The 20,972-nt window shown below is 37.5% G+C and carries 19 protein-coding genes; 14 read left to right on the top strand and 5 right to left on the bottom strand.

The window, feature by feature from the left end; all coding sequences use genetic code 11:
- Positions 1 to 456 precede the first annotated feature (456 nt).
- The 8 genes from AAKU52_RS12010 (at position 457) to AAKU52_RS11975 (ending at position 6,882) form a co-directional block, all read left to right on the top strand.
- Positions 457 to 906: a cytochrome B gene (locus AAKU52_RS12010; RefSeq protein WP_354333743.1), complete on the top strand. Its 450-nt coding sequence runs from the start codon at positions 457 to 459 to the stop codon at positions 904 to 906.
- Positions 907 to 1,106: 200 nt separating this feature from the next.
- A complete protein-coding gene (locus AAKU52_RS12005; RefSeq protein WP_354333740.1) occupies positions 1,107 to 2,513 on the top strand; it encodes an anthranilate synthase component I family protein in 1,407 nt (468 codons plus the stop codon).
- Between the two features lie 11 nt (positions 2,514 to 2,524).
- Positions 2,525 to 3,109: an anthranilate synthase component II gene (locus AAKU52_RS12000; RefSeq protein ID WP_354333738.1), complete on the top strand. Its 585-nt coding sequence runs from the start codon at positions 2,525 to 2,527 to the stop codon at positions 3,107 to 3,109.
- Positions 3,093 to 3,884: an indole-3-glycerol phosphate synthase TrpC gene (trpC, locus tag AAKU52_RS11995; protein ID WP_354333736.1), complete on the top strand. Its 792-nt coding sequence runs from the start codon at positions 3,093 to 3,095 to the stop codon at positions 3,882 to 3,884. Before AAKU52_RS12000 ends, trpC begins: the two co-directional genes overlap by 17 nt.
- Positions 3,885 to 3,907: 23 nt before the next feature.
- Positions 3,908 to 5,098: a GTPase HflX gene (hflX, locus tag AAKU52_RS11990; RefSeq protein ID WP_354333734.1), complete on the top strand. Its 1,191-nt coding sequence runs from the start codon at positions 3,908 to 3,910 to the stop codon at positions 5,096 to 5,098.
- A gap of 18 nt (positions 5,099 to 5,116) precedes the next feature.
- Positions 5,117 to 5,503 carry a 30S ribosome-binding factor RbfA gene (gene rbfA / locus AAKU52_RS11985; RefSeq protein WP_354333732.1) on the top strand — a complete coding sequence of 129 codons (387 nt, stop codon included), beginning with the start codon at positions 5,117 to 5,119 and terminating at the stop codon, positions 5,501 to 5,503.
- A gap of 3 nt (positions 5,504 to 5,506) precedes the next feature.
- Positions 5,507 to 6,214 carry a peptidoglycan DD-metalloendopeptidase family protein gene (locus AAKU52_RS11980; RefSeq protein WP_354333730.1) on the top strand — a complete coding sequence of 236 codons (708 nt, stop codon included), beginning with the start codon at positions 5,507 to 5,509 and terminating at the stop codon, positions 6,212 to 6,214.
- Positions 6,215 to 6,231: 17 nt separating this feature from the next.
- Positions 6,232 to 6,882: a TonB family protein gene (locus tag AAKU52_RS11975; RefSeq protein WP_354333728.1), complete on the top strand. Its 651-nt coding sequence runs from the start codon at positions 6,232 to 6,234 to the stop codon at positions 6,880 to 6,882.
- A 5-nt stretch (positions 6,883 to 6,887) separates the two neighbouring features.
- Here AAKU52_RS11975 and AAKU52_RS11970 read toward each other — a convergent pair whose 3' ends face one another.
- On the bottom strand, positions 6,888 to 7,748 hold the full coding sequence (locus tag AAKU52_RS11970; RefSeq protein WP_354333726.1) for a diacylglycerol/lipid kinase family protein: 861 nt from the start codon (positions 7,746 to 7,748) through the stop codon (positions 6,888 to 6,890).
- Positions 7,749 to 7,807: 59 nt separating this feature from the next.
- On the opposite strand from AAKU52_RS11970, the gene AAKU52_RS11965 reads away from it, so the two are divergent.
- Positions 7,808 to 8,782: an App1 family protein phosphatidate phosphatase gene (locus AAKU52_RS11965; protein WP_354333724.1), complete on the top strand. Its 975-nt coding sequence runs from the start codon at positions 7,808 to 7,810 to the stop codon at positions 8,780 to 8,782.
- Positions 8,783 to 8,785: 3 nt separating this feature from the next.
- Here the strand turns inward: AAKU52_RS11965 and AAKU52_RS11960 are convergent, their stop codons facing one another.
- Both AAKU52_RS11960 and AAKU52_RS11955 read right to left on the bottom strand, forming a co-directional pair.
- A complete protein-coding gene (locus tag AAKU52_RS11960) occupies positions 8,786 to 9,985 on the bottom strand; it encodes a DUF1501 domain-containing protein (RefSeq protein WP_354333722.1) in 1,200 nt (399 codons plus the stop codon).
- Between the two features lie 20 nt (positions 9,986 to 10,005).
- The gene (locus tag AAKU52_RS11955) at positions 10,006 to 11,436 is read right to left on the bottom strand and encodes a DUF1800 domain-containing protein (RefSeq protein WP_354333720.1); all 1,431 of its coding nucleotides are present in this window, start codon (positions 11,434 to 11,436) and stop codon (positions 10,006 to 10,008) included.
- An 80-nt stretch (positions 11,437 to 11,516) separates the two neighbouring features.
- Here AAKU52_RS11955 and aat point away from each other — a divergent pair, with 80 nt between their 5' ends.
- Positions 11,517 to 12,161, top strand: a complete 645-nt coding sequence (gene aat, locus AAKU52_RS11950) for a leucyl/phenylalanyl-tRNA--protein transferase (RefSeq protein WP_354333717.1) — start codon at positions 11,517 to 11,519, stop codon at positions 12,159 to 12,161.
- Here aat and AAKU52_RS11945 read toward each other — a convergent pair.
- Positions 12,154 to 15,051 carry a DEAD/DEAH box helicase gene (locus AAKU52_RS11945; protein WP_354333715.1) on the bottom strand — a complete coding sequence of 966 codons (2,898 nt, stop codon included), beginning with the start codon at positions 15,049 to 15,051 and terminating at the stop codon, positions 12,154 to 12,156. The two genes, aat and AAKU52_RS11945, sit on opposite strands and share 8 nt — an antisense overlap.
- Positions 15,052 to 15,433: 382 nt before the next feature.
- Complete coding sequence (gene amaB / locus AAKU52_RS11940) at positions 15,434 to 16,972, bottom strand: L-piperidine-6-carboxylate dehydrogenase (protein WP_354333713.1); 1,539 nt, start codon at positions 16,970 to 16,972, stop codon at positions 15,434 to 15,436.
- 325 nt (positions 16,973 to 17,297) lie between these two features.
- On the opposite strand from amaB, the gene AAKU52_RS11935 reads away from it, so the two are divergent.
- From AAKU52_RS11935 to AAKU52_RS11920, 4 genes are all read left to right on the top strand, one after another.
- Complete coding sequence (locus AAKU52_RS11935) at positions 17,298 to 18,701, top strand: tetratricopeptide repeat protein (RefSeq protein ID WP_354333711.1); 1,404 nt, start codon at positions 17,298 to 17,300, stop codon at positions 18,699 to 18,701.
- A 64-nt stretch (positions 18,702 to 18,765) separates the two neighbouring features.
- Positions 18,766 to 19,533, top strand: a complete 768-nt coding sequence (locus AAKU52_RS11930) for a phosphosulfolactate synthase (RefSeq protein WP_354333709.1) — start codon at positions 18,766 to 18,768, stop codon at positions 19,531 to 19,533.
- 9 nt (positions 19,534 to 19,542) lie between these two features.
- Positions 19,543 to 20,292, top strand: coding sequence for a shikimate dehydrogenase family protein (locus AAKU52_RS11925; protein ID WP_354333707.1), 750 nt, complete (start codon positions 19,543 to 19,545; stop codon positions 20,290 to 20,292).
- A gap of 21 nt (positions 20,293 to 20,313) precedes the next feature.
- A complete protein-coding gene (locus AAKU52_RS11920; protein ID WP_354333705.1) occupies positions 20,314 to 20,964 on the top strand; it encodes an MBL fold metallo-hydrolase in 651 nt (216 codons plus the stop codon).
- The last annotated feature ends 8 nt before the right edge of the window (positions 20,965 to 20,972 follow it).

The raw sequence follows: 20,972 nt of genomic DNA, 5'->3' as shown, positions 1-20,972 counted from the left end.
TGGTACTGCGGTAACACGTGGGAGAGTAGGTCGGTGCCAAATCTTAAAGAAAGCCTGTAGTGTAAACTGCAGGCTTTTCTTGTTTAAATCCAATTCTTATTACCAATCATTTATTTGCCCAATTCCACAAGCCCAAAAGCCCCCCCCTTTATTAATCAAATTGGGAATCAATGGGATCAATGCCAAAACTTGTGGCGCAAGGCAATCGTTTCTTATTTTAAGCATATAATATTGTCGGTGGTTCAAGAAGCTGTACTTTGCAACCGTTTTTCTTAGGGTTGCCCTCTGGTAGTAATTTTTACGTTCCCCCCGCTTTTCTCCTATCCTTCAGTTAATGAAAGCTAAATTAATAACCATATTTAGTTCATGATTATTCAAATAGATTGGAGAATCAAATTTTTAATTTCTATTTTAGCCCATCGTTAATAAAGAATTATATTTTATAGACAAAACATTATGGGGATAAGTGAAATATTGAAAAGTGCGCACTCTGGATGGCGTTACATCGTGATCATCTTGCTAGTTGCAGCTATTGCTAATGCTGTTGCGGGCTGGTTAGGTAAAAAACCTTATACAGAAGGAACTCGAAAATTAAACGTATTCACTTTGATTAGTGCCCATATACAATTACTTTCTGGAATAGTCTTATATTTTATGAATAGTTGGTATAAAGTAGATAGCTCCATTTCTATGGGGCGTTACTGGAAAATGGAACATATCAGTATGATGATTTTTGCAGTCATACTTATTACAGTAGGGAATGCAAGATCAAAAAGATTTGATAGTGCTTTAGTAAAACATAAAACTATTGCCATTTATTTTTCACTTGCCATTATTATTATATTTGGTGCAATTCTCGCTATGGTGAAAGCTGATGCTTCACGATCTTTCTGGGGAGTATCATAATTTTTATTTTTTCTTATAATAATTATTTATATGTTTGTATAACATGATCAATAAAACACATAGCTGGCAATGGCGCGATAATTCTAAAAAGAGTTACGTCGTTGCTGTGTGTACAATATAGTTTATCAACCTAAACCAATTCACAATCTTAACCCGACGTAAACACGTCGGGTTTTTTGTTTAAATAAAAAATAAGTAAGATGAGAGATAAATTCACCATTGATACCACTACTAGAACCAGATTAGCAGATACCACTACCCCAGTTAGTATTTACTTGCGACTGCGGGATGTATTTCCTAATACGATTTTATTGGAGAGTTCTGATTACCATAGTCGGGAGAACGCTGTAAGTTACGTCTGTGCTGATCCTGTGGCAGGGATTGTTTTGCAAGATGGCGTGTTATCCTCTTACTTTCCTGATGGGAGTCGTGAAGTGAAAACTGATTTTGTGTTAATTGATGAAATTGATGCTTTCAAAGCTAGGTTTTCCCCAACCCAATACAAGGATAAACGTTATATTTCATCTGGCCTGTTTGGTTATTTTACTTGGGATACCATCCAATATTTTGAAGATATTTCCTTTACTGCTCAAGCGGCTAAAGAAGACAGTATCCCTTCTATGCAGTATCATTTGTACCGGTATACTATTGCTATTGATCATTTTAAAAATGAAATCACTTTCTTTAACAACAGCTTTAATGGAAGTGAAAATTCGGACACAGAAAAAATTGAGGATATCATACAAAACAAGAACTTTCCCGAATATAGTTTTAAAAGTGTTGGTGAAGAAAGTTCTAATTTAACGGATGAGGCTTTCATCACTATTGTAGATAAGTTAAAGAAACATATATTAAGGGGAGATGTTTTTCAAATAGTACCATCGCGTGCCTTTAAACAAAGCTTTGCGGGTGATGAATTTAATGTTTACCGTTGTTTGCGATCTATCAACCCATCGCCTTACTTGTTTTACTTTGACTACGGTAACTTTAAACTTTTTGGTTCTTCGCCGGAAGCACAAATTACCATAAAGAATAATACAGCAAATATTTTTCCTATTGCGGGGACATTTAAGCGTACTGGAAATGATGAGGAAGATGCTGAACTGGCTAAGCAACTTGAAAATGACCCTAAGGAAAGTGCCGAACATGTAATGTTGGTTGATTTAGCACGAAATGATTTGAGCAGGCACTGTAAACAAGTTGAGGTTAAATCTTTTAAAGAAGTGCAATATTATTCTCATCTGATACACTTAGTCTCCAAAGTGAGTGGTAATATCCAAAACAATGTTTCCGCTATTAAGGTTGTTGCCGATACTTATCCTGCAGGAACTTTAAGTGGGGCACCTAAATATAAGGCCATGCAACTGATCGATCAATACGAAGGACTGGCAAGGAACTTTTATGCTGGAGCCATTGGTTACATGGGTTTTGAAGAAGAATTTAATCATGCCATTATGATTAGAACATTTATGAGTAAAAACAATGAACTTCATTATAGGGCAGGAGCAGGTATTGTAGCAGATTCTATTGCCGTAAATGAATTGAATGAAGTTAATAATAAAATAGCAGCCTTGCGAAAAGCTATTGATATGGCTGAAAATATTTAATAAAAATAACCATGCAAAAGAAAGTATTAGTTATAGATAATTATGATTCATTTACATATAATCTTGTCCACCTAATTAATGAAATAGGGTATGAAGCAGATGTTTGGCGCAATGATAAATTTGAACTAGACGATGTCGCACTATACGATAACATATTGCTTTCTCCTGGTCCTGGGGTTCCTCAAGAGGCCGGGTTGCTATTGAAGGTGATTGAAAAATACGCTCCTATAAAAAGTATATTTGGTGTTTGCCTCGGTCAGCAGGCCATTGCTGAAGTTTTTGGAGGTAAACTACTTAACCTTGGCAGGCCAATGCACGGTGTGGCCACTCCAATAACGGTTCTTGATCGCGGAGAATTGACATTTGCCAGTTGTCCTAATACTTTTAATGTTGGCCGTTATCATTCTTGGGTGGTCGACAATGAAGGTTTGCCGGACTGTTTAATAGTAACCGCTAAAGATAAAGACGGTCAGGTGATGGCTTTAAGGCACAATGAATATGATGTTCGTGGTGTGCAGTTTCATCCAGAAAGTGTATTAACTGAATATGGTAAACAAATGATTAAAAATTGGTTAGAATATGAATATCCTAGATAAAATAATAACCCGTAAGCGGGAAGAGGTTATGCTGGCAAAGTCTCAGGTTTCAGTAAAAGAATTAGCTGCTGCTGTTAATTTTAACCGGGAGACCTATTGTTTCAAAGATTTCTTACTGGATAAAAAGTGCACTGGTATTATTGCAGAATTTAAAAGAAGGTCTCCTTCTAAGGGGATAATTAATGATACCTCTACCGTGGAGGATGTTACAACGGCTTATTCAGCTGCTGGTGCTTCGGCAATATCTGTGCTTACAGACTATGATTTCTTTGGAGGACATGCTGACGATCTCATTAAAGCCAGAGCTGTTAATTCAATCCCTATTTTAAGGAAAGACTTCATTATTGATGAATACCAGCTCTTTGAATCAAAAGCGCTTGGGGCTGATATTGTATTGCTCATTGCAGCAGTGCTGTCGCCTGTTAAAATCGTAAAACTAACCGAAACAGCAAAAAGCCTTGGTTTGAATGTTCTGCTCGAAGTGCATAATTTAACAGAATTACAGCGCAGTATTTGTTTAGGAATAGATGCAGTAGGCGTCAACAATAGAAATCTCGACGATTTTTCTGTAAATATTCAAACTTCCTTTGATTTGGTAGATCAAATACCAAACGAATTTATGAAGATCTCGGAAAGTGCAATCAGCAATACGGATACCATCAAAAAACTTAAAGCTGTAGGTTACAATGGGTTTTTAATAGGAGAGAATTTCATGAAAACCACAGACCCCGGTGCCGCTATGGGTCATTTCGTCAGTGAGTTAATCTCGGTATAACTTTTGTATCTTTGTAAAGCACGATGGGAAAACAGAAAAATTATGATACCGCACTTAAACAGGAACGAGCTGTACTTGTAGGTGTAATTAGACCGGGTGAAACTCAGGAAGAAACTAAAGAATACCTAGATGAACTTTCCTTTCTGGTAGATACAGCAGGGGGTAAAGTAGCGCATTCTTTTACGCAGAAAATGCTTCGGCCAGAAAGGGCAACCTTTGTAGGAACTGGTAAATTGTTGGAAATACAGGCTTATGTTAAGGCTGAGGAGATTGATATGGTCGTGTTTGATGATGAACTCTCGCCTTCACAACTCAGAAATATAGAAAGAGAACTACAGGTTAAAATATTGGATAGAAGTAATTTAATTCTGGATATTTTTGCTGGCCGCGCACAAACAGCTCAGGCAAAGACACAAGTGGAATTGGCGCAGCTACAATATTTGCTACCACGTTTAACCAGGTTATGGACTCACTTGGAGCGCCAAAAAGGTGGTATTGGAATGCGTGGTCCTGGGGAAACCCAAATTGAGAGCGATAGAAGGATGATCCTCGAAAAAATCTCTTTGCTTAAAGGAAGGCTGAAGCTGATTGATAAACAAAATGAGACCCAGCGTAAAAACCGTACGCAGTTGATCAGGGTTGCTTTAGTTGGCTATACCAATGTAGGCAAATCCACCATTATGAATATGCTGTCAAAGTCTGAAGTCTTTGCCGAGAATAAGTTGTTTGCCACATTAGATACAACCGTTAGAAAAGTTGTTATCGATAACTTGCCATTCCTTTTATCAGATACGGTTGGATTTATTCGCAAATTACCACATCATTTAGTTGAATGTTTTAAATCTACGCTGGATGAAGTTCGGGAGGCCGATATTTTAATTCATGTGGTCGATGTATCCCACCCCAGTTTTGAAGATCAAATTAACGTTGTTAACGAGACTTTAAAGGAGCTTGGGGTAAGAGAAAAAGAAACCATTATGGTTTTCAACAAGATTGATGCTTATGTTAGTCCGGAAACGGAGGAAGAAGGAGAAGAGAAACAAGTATTCACCCTTACTGAGTTTAAAAAAAGTTGGATGGCGCAGCATAACGATCCCGCATTGTTTATTTCAGCCTTGAATAAAGAAAATTTAGAAGAGTTTAAGCAATTATTATATGATAAGATAGTCGTTATGCATACGGAGCGCTATCCTTTTGATAAATTGTTATATTAATATAAGAACAGTACTATTATGGAAAGTAAAAGACAACGGAAATTTGCGGGTGTGCTGCAAGAAGAGCTAGCAGCAATATTTCAGCGTGAGGGAGCAGTCTATTTGCCAAATACACTGGTTACGATAACAAAAGTAAGGGTATCTTCAGATCTTGGTGTTGCCAAAGTTTATTTAAGCTTTTTAAGTACAAACAATACCGCTTTATCTATAGCTGAAGTAAATTCGCATGCTGGAGAAATCAGGTATAAACTGGGTGCCCGCATTCGTCACCAGGCGCGCATTGTGCCAACACTTACCTTTTTTCTGGATGATACCAATACCTATGTAGCCGAAATGGATAAGATCTTTGATAAGATTAATAGCGAGAGAAAAGAAACTAATCCGGAAGAAGAAGAACGAGGATAGTTGATGTCGCCTTCCCAGAAATTTGAAGAATATTTTCTTAGAAAAGATATTAAGGTTGCAAAGGTGGTGGATTTTGATTTGGATAAAGACTTGCTCTATTCATTTGATCTCACCAGCAATAATAAAGAACTGAGCGATTCTATCCTTTCAGATACTGCTATGTTTTCTTCCTGGGTAGCGCAGAAGCTTAACACTAATCACTGTAAATATGGTATTGGCGGTTACAACGAACACCGCACCATCTATTCCCGAAGTTCTCATTTTGACACACTCGAAGAGCCCCGGCGTTTACATTTAGGGGTTGATATCTGGGGGGAGGCAGGAACTCCCGTTTATAATTTCCTCCCGGCTACTGTACAAAGTTTTAAATTTAATGATCATTATGGCGATTATGGGGCCACTATTATTCTAAAATATCAGCTTAATGATCTCGAACTTTATGCCCTATATGGTCATTTGAGTTTAGCCTCCTTAAAGGATTTAAAAGTAGGCCAGGCAATTGATGGCGGACAACAATTTGCAACTTTTGGAGTCCCTGAAGAAAATGGTCATTGGCCACCACACCTTCATTTTCAATTGATTTTTGATATGAAAGGACAAAAAGGCGATTATCCTGGTGTTTGTCAATATACTCAAAAAGAAAGGTTCCTTTCAAATAGTCCAAATCCTGCAGCTATCCTAAAGTATACCTTTCCATTACTTTCAGTTTAATTTTTGTAAATTAGTACATGAGAAAAATCTTACTTCTATTTTTTCTTTTTGCTACATTTTCAGCGGTTGCCCAACCAGCAATAAAAGGTGGATTAGAAACCTTTATCAAGGTTAATTTAGTTTACCCTGCTTTTTCTTTGCGAAACTGCCTTGAGGGAAATGTGACTATTGCTTTCCAGCTCAATAAGGATGGCGAAGTCTATCATTCTTTCATTCAATCCGGTATCGGTACTGATTTAGATGATGAAGCACTCAGGCTTATTCGAAAAAGTAGTGGAAAATGGGTAATACCTGCCGACTATGATACCACTGCTGTTCTTATTATACCTGTAAACTTCAAGCTTGAAAGCTACAACTGTGTCAATAAAAGTAAAGCTGAAATTCAGCAGGCCATCAATGCTTATCAGTCCAGCCTAGGCTTAACTAATGCCATCCTCAACTTTTATAAAAATAAAGAAGCCGGTAAATATAAAAAAGAAGAAGAACAAAGGTTTTTACAGTTAAAAACAGAGCTTGGGTATGATAAAGCTTATATGGAGGCGAAGATAAAAGAGGGCATGAAAAAACTTAAAGAAAAAGATAGACAAGGAGCCTGTGAAGATTTTCTATTTGTAAAACACATGGGTTTCGATCTAGCCGATAAGCTCCTGCAGCAATATTGTCCTTAAAAGTTCTAAACAATAATCCGAATTGCATCAGGGATAATCTCTGCTGCAATTCTGTTCACCTTTCCCTTATACTCTCCGTCTACCTGGAAATGTACCCGGTGTTTGGTTTTAATCTGGAGTTCCCTGGTCTTGAAAGTTTCTATTTTCTCTGGGTTGAAAGGCAGTGAGGTAAACCTTATTTTCAATATTTCCATCACATCAAAGGCTTTAATGAGGATTACTTCAAAAAAATCATCATCTAGCTTTCCATGAGGATTGATTTTAACGCCTGTCCCATACATCGTTCCATTGGCAATTACCACCATGGCTGCTTTACATTTAATTTCTTCCTCATCTGTTATAAAAACAACATCCATTTTGTGCCGCCTCCAAAATGCTTGCCATGCCGCTTTAGCGTAACCCCACATTCCTCTTTGAGGAAGGTCATCAAACTTTTTAACTACGTAGGCATTATAGCCTATATCCGCCAGGTGTATACACAACTCTCCATTCACTATAACGACATGAATACTTCTTGATGTTCCACTAAGGATAAGCTCCAGGGCCTCATGGGTATGCGTTGGGACACCTAATTCCCTTGCCATCCCATTCGCAGAGCCCGCTGGTATAAGTCCGATTGGAATGTTTGTCCTTAACAAACATTCCGCCACCAATTTAAGCGTCCCATCGCCACCTACAGCAATCACTTTGGTGGCATTGGAGGCTGTTATAACTTCTTTAATTTTTTCAATAGCACTATCGCCATCAAGTTCAAAAATTTCGATAAGATAGTTCCTTGTCGAAAAAAACTCCCTGATAAGTTCAGAAAAGTTGATGGTATGGCTCCCTGATTTGGGATTTACAATAAATAGTAGTTTTTGTTCCAATTGATGGCTTAATTAAGTAATATTACAAACAACCATAGCCTAAATCTGTTTTGTTTTTAATGAATAAATCCGTTAGTGTAAAAGTATATCATGGATATGGACATACGCATGATCTGGTGGTATATGGACATGTTTTTAAATACAGGGCCATCACAAATCAGGTGTTTAGTGATAACTTTTTTATCAATACCATACACCTGTTGAAGTTATTTCTGTTAAAACCTTTCCCTTTTACTAAGGTAAGGCTAACTTTTCTTGGCGATGTAGTAGAGCAAACTACAGGAGCTGATGGCTTTTTTAAATTTGAGTGGAAAGCAAGTCAGAATGTAAGTGCTGGCTGGCACCTGGTAGAAGTAAAAGCCCTAGATAAAGAAAATAAAGTTATTGCCGAAAGTGTTGGCAAAATATATGTGCCCCATAAAACCCAATATGCCTTCGTTTCTGATGTCGATGATACGGTTATGGTTTCTCATTCCGCTACCATTTGGCGAAGACTAAGAGAGTTATTCATTAAAAACCCTCGAACAAGGAAAACTTTTCAGGATGCACGCAAACATTATGAACTATTGGCCAACGCTCATACAGATCCAGACCAGCCGAATCCATTCTTTTATGTGTCTAGCAGTGAATGGAACCTTTACGATTATCTTATAGAGATTTTTAGGTACAATAAACTTCCAGAAGGTGCTTTTCTGCTCAACCAGATTAAACAATGGCAGGGCCTGTTTAAAACGGGAAAAACAGGTCACGATGGTAAATTGTTAAGAGTGAGGAGAATACTGGATGTATTTCCTAACCAAAAGTTTGTGTTTTTTGGAGATAATTCACAACAGGATCCTCAGATTTATACCACTATTGCTCACAAATTTCCGCAAAATGTGGAAGCCATTTACATTCGTCAAGTGGTAAACAAATATGCCCATGCCACAAAAAAGCTATTGGATGAAGTTGAAAAAAAAGGCGTCAAAACCTGCTTGTTTAAAAACAGCAGGGAAGCCATTGACCATTCCATTAAAATTGGCCTGATCGTGTAAGCTTTAAATAAAATCTAATGTATTGAACCTTTTATTTAAGATATCTCCATTGTTTACATCCAGCCATTTGTCTAAAAGGGTTCCATAAACCTGCCTGAAATCTACCTGATATTTTAAATCTCCGGCATCTAAGTTGCCCAAATTTGGTGCAGCATTATAAATGCCCTGTTTCTTTAGTTTTCCTCCAAAAAGCAACATGTTGTTTGCCGTACCATGGTCTGTTCCATTACTTGCATTTTGTTCCACCCTTCTGCCAAATTCAGAGAAGGTCATCACCAGTGTATCATCCAGTTTATTATTTTCCTTAAGGTCTTTTAAAAAGGCACTGATTCCTTCTGAATATTGTTTAAGCAGGTTGCCTTGTTGTTGTTTTTGATTAACATGGGTGTCAAAGCCACTTAAAGAAACATAATATACCCTTGTTTTCAATCCGGAGGATATAAATTTAGAGATAGTTTTCAACTGATTTGAAAACCCTGTGCTGGGGTATATAGCTTTATTCTGGTATATTTTTGAAGTGTTTTGAATATAATTTGCAGAAGAAGAGGTTTCGATCATTGTTTTATACAAATAGCCTAAATTATCCTCATCCAGGTGTTCTTTTTGACTTCTCATCATCTCTTTAAAAAAGGGCTCATTGGTATTTCTGTATAAAGTAGCAGGATCCTTTAAAGCGATGCCTTTTTTTGTAGCGCCCTTCATCGCCAGAGAAAGGCTGTCATCAACCTCTATTGCCGTATAAGGGTATTTACAGGTTTCACAATTCGAATCAAGATAACGCCCAATCCAACCCGTAGAAAGAAATTGGTTAGCATCACTTGCGGTCTGCCAGATGTCCATAGAACGGAAATGTGACCTATCCGGATTGGGGTAGCCCACATCGTTGATAATGGTCATCCAACCCTGGTCGTAAATTTCTTTTAATGCAGACATGTTTGGGTTAAGTCCCTGCATGTCATTAAGTTTAATTAGCTCTTGCGGTTTAATAGCAATACTGTTTCTTTTTTGGTAATAGATGTCATTGCCATAAGGTATAACGGTATTCAGGCCATCATTACCACCAGAAAGCTGTATCACAACCAAGTTTTTATGCAGGCTTAATTCATCCAGTGCCAAAGCTTCAAAGGGCTTCATAAAGGCAGGAACCATAAATGCGCCTGCGGAGGTAAAAATTGTGTTTCTTAAAAAATCTCTTCTTTTCATAAGGTGTTCCTCCGCTAAAATTAGCACAACTGGTATTCAGGAGTACTGGTTATTTCTACAGCTACATTTTTTAGGGTAGCGTTGTTGCTAATCAAAGTATTCATTTTATTATTCAAGCCCGGTTGTAATAAATAGGTGGCAAGTTCAGTAGCACTACAATCCTTTGGTAGGGAAATTAAAAACCTATTCCAATCGGCTGTTGCGTTAATATAAGATTTTTTAGGTTTTGGTTTCCCTTTTTTGTTAACAGCAATCAGGGCTTCATCTTCCGGATCTGCCTTGCCGCTAAAATCTATAAGTCCATCATTTAATATTAACGAAGGAATCCTCATCCTTAACATTAAAGAAGAACTATCTATCCAGTTTTTACCTCCCGGCCAACCCGCAACATTGGGTGGGTTGAACAAATATTGACCCAAACTACTCTGTATCTGTATCAATACCTGGGGTTTATGGTAGTCTACAAAAAATGTTTTGCTTAAGGTAACCAGGAATTCTGCAGGCGATTTTATTTTATTGCCCATATTTTCGGCAGCATAAAACCAATCAGACTTAAACATTTTTTCCATCACCGAAGCAATGTTATATTTTTCTTTGTAAAAATGTTTGGCAAGGTCCTTTATATGTAAGTCGTTGGGGGTATCATTTACGAAGAAGGTATAAAGCTTTTCACAAATAAATTCTGCCGTACGAGGTTGTAGCAATAGAATGTCTATAATAGCTTCCCCGTCAAAATTTCCTGTTTTCCCAAAGAAAGTCTTGCTGCCTTCATCATGTAACTTACTTCTGAATTCAAATTCGCCTTCTTTATTATAGCTCCAGCCTGTAAAAGCTCTGGCTGACTCTTTTATGTCCTGCTCCGTATAATTTCCCCTTCCTAATGTAAATAGTTCCATCAGCTCTCTTGCGAAGTTTTCATTCGGACTATTTTTTTTGTTTTGCTGATTATTTAAATAATTCAGCATCGCGGGAGATTTGGAAACAGCCAGCAACAATGTTTTAAAGCTTCCAAGCGCATTTTCCCTTTGAATATTATTGAGTTGCTGGGCATAAAAAGGATTGTTGGAGCGACAAGCGAAATGACCGTGCCAAAACAAGGTCATTTTTTCTAGAAACGGCGATTCTGTCTGTATCATTTTTTGCATCCAGGCAACATTCAAGTTTCTGCTTTTTTGGTTCTGCATCTTGATAAGGGCTTTCCGCTGTTCACTTTCTGCAGGGGTTAGTTCTTTTTTTGCACTTAGTCCGGCTTGCTTCAGTAAGTATTGCCTCGTTTCAAGGATGTCTACAACGGTCATAGACTGGTCTTCAGCCGTTGCTTTCGAAAAAATGTCTTTAACAGATTTGTCAATATTTTTTTCGCTTGATTTAAGTAAATCCGGATAGCCAATGCCAAAACAGGCTCGATTGTATAAGTGCTTTACCCTAAGGAAATTTTCTATTTTCTCCATTAATACATGTGTTTGACGTTTGTATGACTACAATAACCTCAATAGGTTTAAGATATAAGGTTTAGTTTGTAATATTGTGTATGGTATTCAGCTTACTTAAGAACGAAGTTTCATTTCCAGATAGTGCCCTTGCAAATCCAGATGGGTTATTGGCCATTGGTGGCGATTTGAGTAAGGAGCGTCTTTTGGAGGCTTACCAAAATGGTATCTTCCCCTGGTTTAGCGAAGGGGACCCAATTTGTTGGTTTGCACCTCCAGAAAGATGTGTTATTTTTCTGGAGCACTTAAAAATCAGTAAAAGCATGAAAAAAGTGTTGAAGGATAAAGTTTTTACTATAACCACTAATATCGCTTTTTCGGAAGTGATCAGGAACTGTGCTTTAATTAATCGAAAAGAGCAAAAAGGAACCTGGATTACCCCAGCTATGCGAGAGGCTTATATCAACCTTAACAAAGAAGGCCATGCACATAGTATAGAAGTGTGGCAAGATGGCCTATTGGTTGGGGGCTTATATGGGGTCGTTATAAACCAGGTTTTTTGTGGCGAAAGCATGTTTAGTTTAGTCAGCAATGCCTCTAAATCGGCTTTAATAGCATTGTGTCATAGTCCTTCTATTAAAATGGTAGACTGCCAAATTCCTAATGATCATTTGTTGAGTCTGGGTGCTGAAATGATTTCTAGGGCCGATTACCTCCGCCAATTAAAAGAAGGGCCTGCTAGTTAAGTAGCTCATTAATATCCTCCTTACTTAGCGATTTAAAGAAACTTTCTTCAGTGGTAATCAGTGAACTGGCTAATTTCTTTTTTCGGTTTTGAAGCGAAAGAATCTTTTCTTCTACCGTATCTTTAGTGATGAATTTATAAATAAACACCTTCTTTTCTTGCCCTATGCGATGTGTCCTGTCTATGGCCTGTTGTTCTACCGCAGGGTTCCACCAAGGGTCAAGAATAAACACATAATCTGCTTCTGTAAGGTTCAACCCTACACCTCCGGCTTTAATAGAGATAAGGAAAACTTTAAGGCTACTATTGCTCTGAAAATCAGCAACAATTTCACCCCTGTTTTTTGTCGTCCCGTCTAAATAGGAATAGGGAATTTGTTCTTCCTCCAGGTAGTTTTTAAAAATACTCAGGTGCTTAACGAACTGAGAGAAGATTAAAACTTTATGCCCTCCCTTAAGTACATTGTCTAAAGTGTGCACCACGTTTTCAAATTTGCCCGAATCTGAAGTATAAGCTTTGTCAATCATCACCGGATGGTTGGCCAACTGTCTCAAAGCCGTTAATCCCTGTAGCAGCTGCACTTGTTTTTTAACATCGCTTCCATCATCCATACTGCTCAGCAAATCATTTCGATAAGCAGATTTTGTTTCTTCATAATAGGCAGATTGGTCTTCACTCATGGTACAATAAATGATCTGCTCGGTTTTAGGAGGCAATTCTTCCGCAACCTGTTCTTTTGTCCTTCTTAAAACGAAGGGCTTGATGATAGCTTGTAATTTTCTGGCTTTATCTTCATCTTTCTTTTTCTCGATGGCCTGCACATATTCTTCATTAAAATAAGCTTGGGTGCCCAATAGACCGGGATTGAGAAAAGTAAGCTGTGTCCATAAATCGCCAACTGAATTCTCTACCGGTGTTCCGCTGAGGATTAATTTGTGTTTTGATTTAAGGGCTCTTACCGCTTTAAAAGATTTTGAGGAAGGGTTTTTAATGTTCTGACTTTCATCAAGAATGATGTAATTAAAATAATAATCTTTTAATAGGCCTATATCCACTCTTGTGATGCCATAAGTGGTAATTACAACATCATAGTCTATAAATTTACTAATATCTTTGTTTCTCGAGCTTCCGGTATGGGCAATAATTTTAAGCTTCGGTGTAAATTTCTGTGCCTCACTGAGCCAATTGTAGATTAATGAAGTAGGCATGATGATCAAAGAAGTTCCGGGAGTGGCATTCTGCTCATTTTCTTCTTTTAATTTTTGAAGTAAGGCCAGTGTTTGAATGGTTTTACCCAAGCCCATATCATCGGCAAGGCAACCCCCAAAATTATACTCCCTTAAAAAGCTAAACCAGTTGTAACCCGCCTTTTGGTAGCTTCTTAAATCACCGATAAAATCAACGGGCATGTTCACATCCCCAATATTTTCAAAATCATTTAATTTTTCCAATTTTCGGTTTAAGGTAACATTGGCTATGCTGTCTTCCCCAAGTTCGTTGAGTAAACCAAAATGGTGTTTTTTTAGTTTTAATGAATTCGAGCCATCCGATAGCATAAACAGGCTGCCATATTTGGTAAACCATTGTTCCGGAATAATCGCTATTGTACCATCAGGTAATAAAAACTCCCTTTTTTTATGAAGGATGTGTTGTTTTAATGATAAAAAGGGGATGGGGTAGATACCGAAATAAACGATAGCATTGATGTCAAACCAATCATTGTTTTCACTTATTTCAAAATCTATCTTGTTGGTAGCAAATAAGAATCTTTTTTGTCCTGAACTTTGCTCTATCTCATATCCTTTGTTTTGTAGCTCTTCCAGGTGTTCATTTATCCAATTAATAACGCCGTAAGCTTTATTCTCTTCCTCATTTGGTTTATTAAGTTCCAAATTATAAAAAAGCGCGCTTGTTTTCTTTAAGCCAGATTTTAATAATTCATTGAAATTGTTTTTTTCCCAGTCGGCCTTCCTTTTTATGCGGGTAAAAATATAATCATTCTCGGTTTTAAGTATCTTGACGGTAACTTTGCGTTCATTATCCATCGGAAATGAATACATGCCATATTTAAAGGAGAGTTGCAATTGCGAAATTCCATCCTCTACAAAAATCACTTTCAGAACAGGTATAGGGTCATGATTTTCAGTGTTTATTTCGAAGCCCTCCGCATAGACGTGGTATTTCTCAATTAAAGGGGCTACAAACTTCTCGAAATAGGCCTCTTCAGTTATTTTTGGGATAGTTATGAAGCGTTTATTTAAAAAGGGCTGTAATTTTTTTCCCTCAAAATTTTGTTCAAAAAAGTACAAAATCTCTTCCAGCAGCAGCCAGGCAGGCTGATTGCTTATTACCTGCGCTTTTTTAAACATAAAATCTATACGTAAACCCTTGTGCTTTATGGTAGGGAAATATCGCGTTTCAAAGTTGTTTTTACGGAAATGAAAAAGTACAGTAGCAGGCTCTGCAGCAATTTCAAGTTTCCTTTCTGCTGGCCAGCCATCTTTTCCCATGTGGTAAAGTGCATCTGTTTCCACTAAAATAGCAAGTACTTCAGAAAGTCTTTTTTCAATTTTTGGTCGCACCTTTTCATAGAAGTTTGTGTCAAAAAACTTACTGAAAAACTCCATCGGCCGGATTTGTTTTTTATAGTATTTCTTGATGATGAAATCTTGCTCCATTTCATCCAGAATTTTAATGATTTTCAGGTCATTAGAACAAAGGTGCCTTGAAAATTCTACTGCGGTATGACTAAAAAGGCGTTGATAGGTCAATGAAAAGTCACCGTGTGGATTGAGTTGAACCATATGAGGTTCAATTACATACCCAAAAAACTCATGCTTACATAAGGAATACACAATTTTGCAGGGTTTAGCACTATCAACACGTAACATAGGTATGAATTAAAAAAAGAGTTTTAACAAATTCAAAACTTTAAACTTACGTCAAATTGATAGGCTTTCAAAAATTAATGGTGGTTTAAATGCAATAAAAATGAAGCCGCTTCGTAAATCACGGTTACAAGTCCTATAGATACAATCGAATTTCAATTAGCTATTGGCAGGTTCTTCTCATATTCCTGGCAGGTTATTGGCAGGTCCTTTGTAGGTCATTTAGACCTACCAACGACCTACCAACGACCTCGTAAGGACCTGCCAACGACCTGCCAAACCAAATGTATCCCAAACTAAAAGTCAACAGCAAAATGATGGTAAAAAAAAGAGGCTTTATCATTTTTTCAATGATAAAGCCTCTACTTTAATAAAAATCTAAAAGTTAGATATGGAATTTTATTCCTTGGGCAAGTGGTAGCGTATTAGAATAATTAATGGTATTTGTTTGTCTGCGCATATAACCTTTCCATGCATCAGAGCCACTTTCCCTACCGCCACCAGTTTCTTTTTCTCCGCCAAAGGCCCCACCAATCTCCGCTCCTGAGGTGCCAATATTCACGTTGGCAATGCCACAATCAGAACCTGAACATGCTAAAAATTGCTCTGCTTCTTTTAGATTCACCGTCATAATTGCTGAAGAAAGTCCTTGTGGTACACCATTTTGCAATGAAATAGCTTCTTCTAGTGTTTTGTATTTGATGAGGTATAAAATTGGCGCAAAAGTTTCCTCCTGCACAATTTCAAAATGATTTTCTACCTCTGCCACACATGGTTTAACATAGCAGCCTGATGCATAAGGGCCACCTTCTAACACACCACCTTCCACAATGAAATTGGCACCTTCAGCTTTACCTTTTTCAACTGCCTTTAGATACATGTTCACCGCTGAGGTATCAATAAGGGGGCCAACATGGTTGTTTTGGTCCAAAGGATCACCAATTTTTAGTTGACCATAGGCTTTCACGAGCTTATCTTTAAAAGCATCATAAATAGCTTCGTGTATAATTAATCGCCTTGTTGAAGTACATCTTTGTCCGGCAGTGCCTACCGCGCCAAAAACAGCGCCAATTAAAGACATGTCAAGGTCTGCATCTTTAGAGATAATGATGGCATTATTTCCACCCAATTCCAGGATACTCCGGCCAAAGCGCCCTGCCACAGCAGAGGCAACAATCCTTCCAATCCGGGTAGAACCGGTAAAGGACACTAAAGGAATTCGTTTATCATTGTTTAAGAGATCGCCAACGGCATTGCCAATCAGCAGGTTACAAATACCCTCAGGCATTTCGTTGGCTACAAGCACATCGGCTATAATTTTCTGACAAGCAAGGGCGCAAATAGGTGTTTTTGACGATGGTTTCCAGATGCAAACATTACCACAAACCAGGGCTAATGCTGCATTCCAGCTCCAAACAGCAACTGGAAAATTGAAAGCGGAGATAACACCAACTATACCTAAAGGGTGCCATTGCTCATACATCCTGTGGTTTGGTCGTTCAGAGTGCATGGTTAAACCATATAATTGTCTTGACAAGCCTACTGCAAAATCACAAATGTCTATCATTTCCTGCACCTCACCCAAACCTTCCTGCAAGCTTTTACCCATTTCATAAGAAACAAGAGTGCCAAGATCTTCCTTGTTCAATCGTAGCGCATCACCTAACTGGCGTACGATATCACCTCTTTTTGGTGCTGGCACATGACGCCAAAACAAAAAAGCCTGTTCTGCCGTTTTTACAACACTTTCATAATTTTCTTGCGTCGCAACGCTTACACTAGCGATTATTTTACCGTCCACGGGCGAAAAACTATCTATGGTGGTTGCATTTTTAGCCGCTCCAGTTTCGCTTCCTATGCTAAAAGCAGGGTTTTCTGCTAAAATACCTAAATTTTTTAATACACTACTGATGTCTTTTTGCATAGCTATATATGGTTTTTACAAAGAAAATGATAGAACAAAGATGCTCTTTTGTTGCCTATAAAAAAATAGGAGCAGATTTTTCTTGACCCCAGTATTACTTGATTTAATAATTTGTTTTGTTATTTTGCATTTAATTCTGAACAACTCAAAAGCATTGCGTGCAGTTTTGCCGAATGTTTAAAATGCTGTTAACTAATACTATAGCAGTTTAACAAAGATGTAAGCGTATGAATGTTGAAAATTATTTCTCCATTTTACATTTAAATAACGTAAACTTATATTGTGTTTTTAAAAAAAGAGGGTCTGTTCTTTAATTAGTCTATAGATGGAAGAGGAATTTTATTTTGATTTTAGTGATGATGCACAGCGTTCTGTAGAACGTTATGAGGAGATGATACGGAACCAGGATCAGTACTTTTTTGATGCCCAGGCTTTTGAAAATATCATCGATTATTACATAGAAAAAAGCGATCCTGTTAAGGCACTTCAAGTTATCGAATATGCCTTAAATCAGCATCCCTATGCAGCCGTGTTCTTGGTTAAACAAGCCCAGTTATTTTTTATTACAGACCAGACAGAGCGTGCTTTTTTAGCGCTTGAAAAAGCAGAAATGTTGGAAGCTTCCGAGGCGGAAATCTACATTTTAAGAGGGAATATTTACAGCAGCCTCGACCAGCATGCCCCGGCATTAGAGAATTTTCAAAAAGCCCTGGAATTTGCTGAAGCAACAGATGATGTTTTATTGCAAATAGCTTATGTCTATCAGAATATGCTGGACTATGAAAACGCTATTGTTTACATTAAGCGAAGTCTGGAACAGAATATGGAGAATAAAGATGGTTTATATGAACTGGCCTTCTGTTATGATATTCTTGATAAACAGGAAGAAAGCATTCAATTCTATAAAGAATACATTGACAATGATCCTTATTCTTATGCGGCATGGTATAATTTAGCAAACTCTTATCATAAACTGGACTTGTTTGAAAAAGCAATTGATGCTTATGATTATGCTATTTTAATCAAGGATAATTTTGCCTCAGCTTATTATAATAAAGGTAACGCATTGGTTCAATTGGATCGTTTTGCCGAAGCTATAGAAGTTTATAAACAAACCTTTGAATATGAAAAACCGAATGCAGACACTTATTGTGCCATTGGGGAGTGCTATGAGAAGCTGGAGCAGATGGATGAGGCCCGTGCTTATTATAAGAAATCTGTAAAGATGGATCCAAAGATGGCGGATGCCTGGTTTGGCATTGGTGTAACGTTAAACTTTGAGGAACGCTATTTTGAGTCACTGCACTTCTATAAAAAGGCATTGGATCTTGATGGAGAGAACCCTGATTTTTGGTTTGCTATGGCAGATGCCTATTATAAATTAGGTCAGATTGAAAAATCTATTGAGGCTTATGATAAAGTTTTAGAATATAATCCGCTGGATGTTGAAGCCTGGCTGGATTTTTCTACCGTGCTTTATGAGCAGGGTAAACTTATTGAAGCGTCAGATATTATTGCAGACGGAATAAAAAATAATCCTGATGCAGCTGAGCTTTATTACAGGATGGTAGCCTATTTGTTTGCATTAAAACGAGGTGATGAGGGTTTCGTATACTTGGAGACTGCGCTAAGTATTGAGCCAGAGAAACATTATATTTTGTTTGAATACCTGCCTCAACTACAAGAAAACGGCTTGATTTTAGAGGTCATTAACAAGTATATCAAATAATAATAACTCTTTTATCAAATCTCCTTGTAAAAACAACCTAATTTTTTTCACCTTTGCAGCATATATGAACTATACTTTAAATAATATACCAGAACGTCCAGAAAAACCTCGTCAAAAAGGTATAACCATGGTTATGGACAAAGGCTTAAGCTTAAGACAAACTGAAGATTTTATTGATGTAGCGGGTTTGCATACCGATATTGTTAAATTTGGTTGGGCTACTTCATTTGTTACTCCAAATTTAAAAGAAAAATTAGCGATTTATAAAAGTGCCGGAATACCTACGTATTTTGGTGGTACTTTATTTGAAGCTTTTGTAATCAGGAATCAATTTGATGATTATTGTAGGGTTTTGGATCAATTTGGAATGGAATATGCAGAAGTTTCTGATGGTTCTATTACTATTGAACATGACGAGAAATTGGAGTTTATTGCTAAGCTAGCTAAACAAGTTACTGTTATCTCTGAAGTGGGCTCTAAAGATGCCAAGAAAGTTTTTGCCCCTTATAAATGGATTAAACTGATGAGTGCTGAAATAGCAGCTGGTTCATGGAAAGTTATTGCTGAAGCTAGAGAAGGTGGAAATGTGGGTATTTACAGAGATTCTGGAGAAGTGCGCGAAGGATTGGTAGATGAAATACTTACTCAAATACCTGAAGATTCTATTATTTGGGAAGCACCGCAAAAAGAACAGCAAGTATGGTTTATTAAACTGATTGGTACGAATGTAAATTTGGGTAATATTGCTCCCTCAGAGGTTATTCCATTAGAAACCATTCGATTAGGTTTGAGAGGCGATACCTTTGATTATTTCCTTAATTTAAATAAATAGGCCATAAAAATGGTTTCACGAACATTTGGATTGATAGGTTATCCTCTATCTCATTCTTTTTCAAAGACATACTTTACTGAAAAGTTTGTGCGCAAAGGTATTTCAGGATGTCAATATGATTTGTTTCCTATTGCTAATATTGATTTCTTAACGGATTTGCTGGATGAAAACACGCTGCTTGAAGGTTTGAATGTTACTATTCCTTATAAAGTTGCCGTGCTGCCTTTTTTAAATGAACTTGATGCTGCTGCTGCCTTTATTGGCGCGGTAAATTGTATCTCCATTCGTCACATTGATGGTAAGCCCTTTTTGAAAGGTTACAATACAGATGCGCATGGGTTTGAGGTGTCCCTTAAGCCATTTATAAAAGCGCATCATCAAAAAGCACTAATTTTAGGAAATGGGGGCGCGGCGAAGGCTGTCAAATATGTGTTACAAAAACTTGGTATTGACTATTTGTCGGTCACAAGGACTGCAACTGAAGGAGCTATTCTTTATGATGAAGTTACGGAAGAAGTTTTGAAGGAACATACCGTGCTAATTAATACAACCCCTTTAGGTATGTCGCCTAATGTGGATAGTTATCCACCTATTCCCTATCAATACTTGAGTACACAACATTTGGCCTATGATTTAGTTTATAACCCAGAGGAGTCTAAGTTTTTAAGGCTTTCAAAAGATAGGGGTGCTGCGACTAAAAATGGACTGGAGATGCTAGACTTACAAGCTGCGCGTTCTTGGGTTATATGGAATTCATAATATTATTTATTGGAAAAGGTTATGATAAATATTCAACAATTTACTTTTAATGCTTATCAGGAAAACGCCTATGTTTTATATGATGAAACAGGAGCTTGTGTCATCATTGACCCAGGGATGTATGAGTCATTTGAACAAAACGAACTTGTTGCTTTTATTAAAGAACGTCAATTAAAACCAGCGTTATTGTTAAACACACATTGCCACCTGGATCATGTTTTTGGTAATAAATTTGTGTTTGAGCAATGGGGTTTAAAGCCTCAGTTTCATCATGGAGAATTGCCTATTCTTCATGCCATTCCTAGTTATGCCCCAGCGATGGGGTTTAGGTACGATTTATCTCCTGATCCGGATGTTTTTCTTGGAGAAACGGGTGTAGTAAAATTTGGAAACAGTGAGTTGGAGCTTATTTTTACACCAGGGCACTCCCCAGCGCATTTATGCTTTTATGCTAAAGAAGAGAATTTTTTGATAGGTGGTGATGTTTTATTTTATGGCAGCATAGGCCGAACGGATCTGCCCGGTGGTAACCATGAGCAGTTGCTGCAAAGTGTCAGAGAAAAACTATTTACCTTGCCACCAGATTGTAAGGTTTATCCTGGGCATGGAAAAGCGACACTTATTGGATTTGAGAAAGAAAATAATCCATTCTTCCAACCTTTGTTAAGCTAATATCACAT

It is taken from the genome of Pedobacter sp. CG_S7 (assembly GCF_040544395.1).
Taxonomy (GTDB): domain Bacteria; phylum Bacteroidota; class Bacteroidia; order Sphingobacteriales; family Sphingobacteriaceae; genus Pedobacter.
This window is presented reverse-complemented; position numbering and strand designations above follow the sequence as displayed.

Coding starts and splice junctions, on each gene's coding strand:
- AAKU52_RS12010 (WP_354333743.1), top strand. CDS start 457: ATGGGGATAAGTGAAATATTGAAAAGTGCGCACTCTGGATGGCGTTAC.
- AAKU52_RS12005 (WP_354333740.1), top strand. CDS start 1,107: ATGAGAGATAAATTCACCATTGATACCACTACTAGAACCAGATTAGCA.
- AAKU52_RS12000 (WP_354333738.1), top strand. CDS start 2,525: ATGCAAAAGAAAGTATTAGTTATAGATAATTATGATTCATTTACATAT.
- trpC (WP_354333736.1), top strand. CDS start 3,093: ATGAATATCCTAGATAAAATAATAACCCGTAAGCGGGAAGAGGTTATG.
- hflX (WP_354333734.1), top strand. CDS start 3,908: ATGGGAAAACAGAAAAATTATGATACCGCACTTAAACAGGAACGAGCT.
- rbfA (WP_354333732.1), top strand. CDS start 5,117: ATGGAAAGTAAAAGACAACGGAAATTTGCGGGTGTGCTGCAAGAAGAG.
- AAKU52_RS11980 (WP_354333730.1), top strand. CDS start 5,507: ATGTCGCCTTCCCAGAAATTTGAAGAATATTTTCTTAGAAAAGATATT.
- AAKU52_RS11975 (WP_354333728.1), top strand. CDS start 6,232: ATGAGAAAAATCTTACTTCTATTTTTTCTTTTTGCTACATTTTCAGCG.
- AAKU52_RS11965 (WP_354333724.1), top strand. CDS start 7,808: ATGAATAAATCCGTTAGTGTAAAAGTATATCATGGATATGGACATACG.
- AAKU52_RS11960 (WP_354333722.1), bottom strand. CDS start 9,985: ATGAAAAGAAGAGATTTTTTAAGAAACACAATTTTTACCTCCGCAGGC.
- AAKU52_RS11955 (WP_354333720.1), bottom strand. CDS start 11,436: ATGGAGAAAATAGAAAATTTCCTTAGGGTAAAGCACTTATACAATCGA.
- aat (WP_354333717.1), top strand. CDS start 11,517: ATGGTATTCAGCTTACTTAAGAACGAAGTTTCATTTCCAGATAGTGCC.
- AAKU52_RS11945 (WP_354333715.1), bottom strand. CDS start 15,051: ATGTTACGTGTTGATAGTGCTAAACCCTGCAAAATTGTGTATTCCTTA.
- amaB (WP_354333713.1), bottom strand. CDS start 16,972: ATGCAAAAAGACATCAGTAGTGTATTAAAAAATTTAGGTATTTTAGCA.
- AAKU52_RS11935 (WP_354333711.1), top strand. CDS start 17,298: ATGGAAGAGGAATTTTATTTTGATTTTAGTGATGATGCACAGCGTTCT.
- AAKU52_RS11930 (WP_354333709.1), top strand. CDS start 18,766: ATGAACTATACTTTAAATAATATACCAGAACGTCCAGAAAAACCTCGT.
- AAKU52_RS11925 (WP_354333707.1), top strand. CDS start 19,543: ATGGTTTCACGAACATTTGGATTGATAGGTTATCCTCTATCTCATTCT.
- AAKU52_RS11920 (WP_354333705.1), top strand. CDS start 20,314: ATGATAAATATTCAACAATTTACTTTTAATGCTTATCAGGAAAACGCC.